Source organism: Streptomyces sp. NPDC059456 (assembly GCF_042750055.1).
Lineage (GTDB): Bacteria > Actinomycetota > Actinomycetes > Streptomycetales > Streptomycetaceae > Streptomyces.
This window is the reverse complement of record NZ_JBHYVA010000558.1, coordinates 1-5,786: the sequence shown is the minus strand read 5'-3', so window position 1 is coordinate 5,786 and position 5,786 is coordinate 1. Positions and strand designations below refer to the sequence as shown.

5 protein-coding genes and 1 pseudogene are annotated in these 5,786 nt (G+C 76.3%); 4 read left to right on the top strand and 2 right to left on the bottom strand.

Translation table 11 applies throughout. The features are described from left to right. Both ACFXA3_RS33275 and ACFXA3_RS33270 read right to left on the bottom strand, forming a co-directional pair. Positions 1-431, bottom strand: a 431-nt coding sequence (locus ACFXA3_RS33275) for a carboxyltransferase domain-containing protein (RefSeq protein WP_385193011.1), incomplete at its 3' end; no start/stop codon positions are given. Continuing rightward, on the bottom strand, positions 428-1,186 hold the full coding sequence (locus ACFXA3_RS33270) for a LamB/YcsF family protein (protein WP_385193014.1): 759 nt from the start codon (positions 1,184-1,186) through the stop codon (positions 428-430). The genes ACFXA3_RS33275 and ACFXA3_RS33270, both read right to left, overlap by 4 nt. A 149-nt stretch (positions 1,187-1,335) precedes the next feature. Here ACFXA3_RS33270 and ACFXA3_RS33265 point away from each other — a divergent pair, with 149 nt between their 5' ends. From ACFXA3_RS33265 to ACFXA3_RS33250, 4 genes and pseudogenes are all read left to right on the top strand, one after another. After that, entirely contained in the window at positions 1,336-2,841 is a 1,506-nt protein-coding gene (locus ACFXA3_RS33265) for a hypothetical protein (protein ID WP_385193009.1), read from the top strand. Next, on the top strand, positions 2,838-3,101 hold the full coding sequence (locus ACFXA3_RS33260; protein ID WP_385193006.1) for a hypothetical protein: 264 nt from the start codon (positions 2,838-2,840) through the stop codon (positions 3,099-3,101). The genes ACFXA3_RS33265 and ACFXA3_RS33260 overlap by 4 nt, the downstream gene beginning before the upstream one ends. Continuing rightward, on the top strand, positions 3,098-4,021 hold the full coding sequence (locus tag ACFXA3_RS33255) for a hypothetical protein (RefSeq protein ID WP_385193004.1): 924 nt from the start codon (positions 3,098-3,100) through the stop codon (positions 4,019-4,021). The genes ACFXA3_RS33260 and ACFXA3_RS33255 overlap by 4 nt, the downstream gene beginning before the upstream one ends. A gap of 59 nt (positions 4,022-4,080) precedes the next feature. Beyond that, positions 4,081-5,786: pseudogene (locus ACFXA3_RS33250) on the top strand (hypothetical protein); the annotation flags it as partial.

The window sequence follows — 5,786 nt, the reverse complement described above, 5'->3', positions numbered from 1 at the left end:
GGCGTGTCCCGCCGGGGCAGGAGGAGCCGCGCCGGCAATCCGGTCAGGTAGCCGAAGCCGGGCGCGAACCCGCAGAAGGCCACCCGGAACTCCGTCCCCGCGACGATGCCCGCCACCTCCCGCGGCGCGACCCCCCACAGCCGGGCCACCTCCGCGAGGTCCGGCCCGTCGTACCGCACCGGCACGGTGACGAGCGGCCCCTCGGCCCGCGCGAGCGGCGGCACCTCCCAGCGGGCGATCCGCCGCGCCAGCGTGCCCGGCTCGGCCACGCCGTCCAGCAGCACGGTCCGCGCCGCCGGCACGACGTCCCGTACGTCCCCCAGCTCGCCCGCCTCCCGCCGCCGGAGCAGCTCCGCGTGCAGCGCCGCCACCTCCTGCGCCGAGTCCACCTCGATCAGCAGCGCCTCACCGCCCACCACGAGCGGCCTCACGCGAAGGCCTCCACCCGGATCCCCGCGGCGCCCAGCGCCCCGCGGACCCGCCGGGCGAGCCGTGCCGCCCCCGGGGTGTCCCCGTGCAGGCACAGCGAGCGCGCCGCCACCGCGACCCGGGAGCCGTCGGCGGCCGTCACCGCGCCCTCGGCGGCCATCGCGACCGCGCGGGCGACCACGGCGTCCGGGTCGTGCAGCACCGCCCCCGGCTCGGAGCGCGGCACCAGCGTCCCGGCCGGCGTGTACGCCCGGTCGGCGAAGGCCTCCGGCACGGCCGTGAGTCCCGCCGCCCCGGCGGCGGCCAGCAGCAGCGATCCCGGCAGGCCCAGCACCGGCAGGTCGCCGGTCCCGGCTGCGGTCCGCACCCCGGCGACGACCGCGCCCGCCTGGTCGGCGTCGCCGACCGTGCGGTTGTACAGCGCGCCGTGCGGTTTCACGTACGACACCCGGGAGCCGGCCGCCCGTGCGAACACCTCCAGCGCCCCGATCTGGTACGCCACCTCGTCGGCCAGCTCGCCCGCCGGCACGTCCATGGAGCGCCGCCCGAAGCCCGCCAGATCGCGGTACGAGACCTGCGCCCCGATCCGGACGCCCCGCTCGGCGGCCAGCTCGCAGACCCGCCGCATGATGGACGGGTCCCCGGCGTGGAAGCCGCACGCCACGTTCGCGCTCGTCACGACGGACAGCAGCGCCTCGTCGTCGGTCAGCGTCCAGCGCCCGAAGCCCTCGCCGAGGTCGGCATTGAGATCGATCAGAGGTGTGATCATGGAAGCCATGCGGTGAGCGTAGAACAGCCCCCGCGCGGCGGTGAGCGGTTCGGCGGCACGTCCGGCGGGGTCCGGGACCGATCCGGCCGAACCATGCCGTTTGGGATGTTGTCCGTGTCAGCGCCTAGTCTTTGTCCGTGACTCTCCCCGCCCCGGCGAAGCCCCTTCCGTCCCCGGCGCCGGGCCCGGCCGCCGACGAGGGCCTGGCCCGGCGGCTGCGCGCGCTCGCCTGCACCGCCCCGCTGCACGACCTCGACGTCCGCAAGGCCAATCTCGCCGGCGAGTACGGGATCTACGCGATGGCGGAGGTCGCGCTCGCCGCGATCGACCTGGTCACGCTCAACATGGACTTCGACACCGGCGCGGACCACGAGCAGATACTGGCCCGGCTGCTGCCGCGCGTCGCCGCGCAGGCACCGCACCGCCCGGCGGCCGAGCACGAGCGGGTGGCCCGCTGGGTGCTCGAAAACCTGATCAACGTCGGCAGCGTCGACCGGGGCTTCCGCGCCATCTACGGCACGTTCGGCCCGGACGGGGTGTACGTCCGCCGCGACTACGACTTCAAGCTGATCGAAGAGGTCCCCGGCTACGGCGGCGCGGTCTACCTCCGCACGACGGACGAAGCCGTCAACGTGCTGGTCGGCGCCCTCGACACGGACGTCACCAGCGCGCAGATCGCGGCCGAGGTCAAGCTGGAGGTCCTCATCAGCCGCGGCCGGCTCGCGGACGCCCAGCTCGCCGCCGAGCAGGCCCGCTACCGCACGGTGCAGTACGCGGAGACCCTGCGCCGCACCCTCGACGCGACCCGGCGCAACGTCCGGGCGGTGGACTGGCTCCAGTCGGTGCCCGACATGATCGAGGAAGCCCTCGACCACGTCGCCGACCGCTACCGGCACGAGAACGCGATCCTGACGAACATCCGCAAGGCCCGGGACGAGGCCGAGGACCCGGAGAACAAGCGGCGCGCCGCCGAACTCGTCGACATCGTCAAGGACTGCATCCGCCGCCACACCCAGCTCCAGTCCAGGCTGCTGGACGCGGGCCCGCTGTTCCGCGCCGAGCAGGACCGCCAGGCCTTCGCCGCGCCCGCGCCGCGCTCCGGGATCGACCTGTACGGGCAGCTCGTGGCCCCCATCCTGCCGCTGCCCGTCGCGCAGGCCGGGCGGGTCACGGACGCCTTCTTCGCCGCGGGCACGGGCCTGCGCACGCCCGTCTCCGTGCGCGTCGCCGACCTCGTCGAGATCCTGCTGACACCGCCGGTGGAGCGCGAGCACCTCGGAGCGGAGATGCCGGAACCGGACCTCATCGCCACCCCGGACGACAGCCGCTTCAGCGAGGAGCAGCTCGCCGCCGCGATGGAGCTCCTGGACCTGCCGCACGACGCCCCGCGCCGCCTGTCGGGGCTGCTCGCCGAAGCCCGGCGCAGCGACCCGGACCTGCCGTACCTGGTGGCCCTGCTGGCCGTCCACGAGGCGAGTCCCGCGGTCGGCACGGCGTACCGGCAGGGCGAGGAGCGGCTGCTCTTCGCGGTGGACGACGGTACGGAGCTCGACGACCCCGAGTTCGGCGGCGCGGACCTGATCGTCGGCACGGCCCTCCTGGACGCGGCCGCGATGACCGCGGACCGCACGGAGGCCGCGTGAACCCCGACGCACCGGCCGCGCCCCGCACCGACCGGCTGCGGCCGGCACCGGGAGGCCCCGGCCGCGCCACCACACCGGGCACGGGCCGGCCCCGTGGCCGCGCCGCCCGGCTCCGTGGCCGCACCGCCGCACCGGGCCCGGGCCGGCCCTGTGGCCGCACCGCCCGGCCCGCCGGCACCGCCGTCCGCACGGCCCCCGCCCGACCCGTCCCCGCCCGCCCCGCACGCAGCATCCGTACCGCCGAGGAGAACCACCCGTGAGCGACCACCACGCCGAGCACCCCGCGTGGAGCGAGCGGCACCCCGCGTGGAGCGAGGCCGACGCGCCGCAGGCCCCCGCCACGCCCGCGCCCGGCGGATCCGTCACGCCCGCCGACGCCGCGGACGCGGCCCGGCTCGTCGCGTTCGGGCTCCAGCCCAAGCTGCTCCCGGCCCGCGACGCCGAGTACGCCGAACTGCTGCGCCGCTACCGCGAGGACCCGGCCTTCGGCCGCCTCGCCGACGCCGTCGCCACCGGCCTCGGCCTCGTCGTCCTGGAGGTGTCCCCGCGCGCCGGCATGGCCGTGGCCGCCGGCGAGGACTCCGTCTTCGCCGTCCGGATGGGCGACTACGCCCGCCGCACCGCCGCCGACTCCGCCGACCGGTTCCTGCACGGCCTCGCCCATCTCGCCGTCGCCGCCCTCGCGTTCCCCCGCCCCGAGGACCTCGCGGACGACGGCTACATCGGCCGCGTCACCGTCAACGGCGTCGACGCGTTCGTCCGCCAGACGTGCCGCCGCCTGGAGGAACGCGCCGCGGAACTCGGCGAGAACACCGACCCGGCCACCGACGCCCCCGGCCTCGAAGCCGCCTGGCGCGTCTACGCCCGCCGCAGCGCCACCGGCGCCACCAAGGACGCCCGCCGCCTGGCCGGCTCCACCACCGGCATCGTCGGCAAGGCCGCCGCGTTCCTCACCGACTCCGGCTTCCTCCAGCGCACCGGCGACGACGCCGGCGGCACCTACCGCACCACCCCCCGCTACCAGCTCCAGGTCCGCGACATGGCGGGCAGTGCGGCCATGGCCGAACTCCTGGAACTCGGCGTGGTCCCCGTCAGCGACGGCTCCGCCACCCTCCTGCCGCCGCCCGAGGGCGACGACCTGGAGCTCGCCGCCGACGCCGGCCTGCCGTTCCACGCCTGAGCCACCCGCTCTTTCCGCCCGTACCGAGAACCACCGAGAATCCACGAGAGTCCGCCGCCATGTACGAGCTGTCCCGGATCCGCCTCTACTCCATCGGGCCCGCCGGTGCGCGCTACGCCGACACCGTGCTCGACCTGCGCGGAGTCGGCGAGCCGGTGCCCCACCCGGCACCCGCGCAGGCGGAGTTCTTCGAGGACGAGCCCACCGGCCCGCCGCGCCGCCCCGCGCCCGCCGGCGTGCTCTTCCTGGAGAACGGCGGCGGCAAGTCCGTCCTGCTCAAGCTGATCTTCTCGGTGATGCTCCCCGGCCACCGCAACACCCTCGGCGGCGCCAGCTCCGGCGTCCTGCGCAAGTTCCTGCTCGCCGACGACTGCGGCCACGTGGCCCTGGAGTGGCAGCACACCCAGACCGGCGAGTGCGTGGTCGTCGGCAAGGTCAGCGAATGGCGCGGCCGCCAGGTCTCCAACGACCCGCGCAAGTTCGCCGAGGCCTGGTACTCCTTCCGTCCCGGGCCGGGTCTGAGCCTGGACAACCTCCCGGTCGCCGAGGCCACCGCCGTCCGCCCGCCCGTCGAAGGCGCCTCCGGCGCCCAGGGCCGGCGCCGCACGATGAAGGGCTTCCGCGACGCCCTCACCGAGTCCGGCAAGGCGTACCCCCACCTGGAGGTGTACTTCGAGGAGATCCACGACCGCTGGAACGAGCACCTCACCGAACTCGGCCTCGACCCCGAACTCTTCCGCTACCAGCGCGAGATGAACGCCGACGAGGGCGAGGCCGCCGGTCTCTTCGCGGTCAAGAAGGACTCCGACTTCACCGACCTGCTGCTGCGCGCCGTCACCGACACCCGGGACACCGACGGCCTGGCGGACCTGGTCCACGGCTTCGGCAACAAGCTCGGCCGCCGCGCCGAGCTGATGGCCGAACGGGAGTTCACCGCCGGTTCCGTGGACCTGCTCACCAAGATCGTCGAAGCCGCCGGGACCCGTTCCCGGCTCCGCGACGTCCACGCGGGCGCGGAACGCCGTACCCGCACCCTGGCCCGCCGGCTGTCCGCCCGCGCCGCCGAGGAACGCGGCCGCGCCGCCGACCTCGCCCAGCGGGTCACCGGCGCCGCCCACGGGGTCACCTCTGCCGAGTCCGCGCGCGCCCGCAGCGCCGCCGTCTCCGCCGAACTCGCCTACCGGCACGCCTCGCTGGCGCTGACCGTCGCCGACAAGGCCGCCGCCGCGCAGCGCCGCGAGCTCCTCGAAGCCCGCACCCTGCACTCCGCGTGGCAGGCCGCCGAAATCGTGCTGCGCCACCGCGCCGCCTCCGACCGCTCCGCCCGGGTCGCCGCCGCGATCCTGGAGGCCGAGCGGGACGCCGCCCCCGCACTGGCCGCCCGCGCCACGGCCGCCGCAGCGCTCGTACGGGCCCTGCACACCGCCGCCGAGAACGGGGAGCGCGTCGCCAACGAGGAGGAGGAGCGGTCCGCCGCCCTCCAGGAGGCGGGCGAGGCCGCCCACCGCGACGCCACCGCCGCCGCCACGGCCGCCCAGCGGGCCCGCAGCGAGGCCGAACACCTGCGGGCCCGGCTCGCCGAGGTCGAGCAGGAGACCGCCGAGGCCGTGCGGGCCGGCTGGCTCGACGACTCGGCGCCCGACGCCGACCCCGCCCGCGCGGCCCTCGCCGCCAGTGACGCCGAGAAGACCGCCGTCGCCGCCTGGGACGAGTCCCGCGACGCCGCCCGCGCCACCGCCGACGCCGCCCGCGAGGCGGGCGCCGC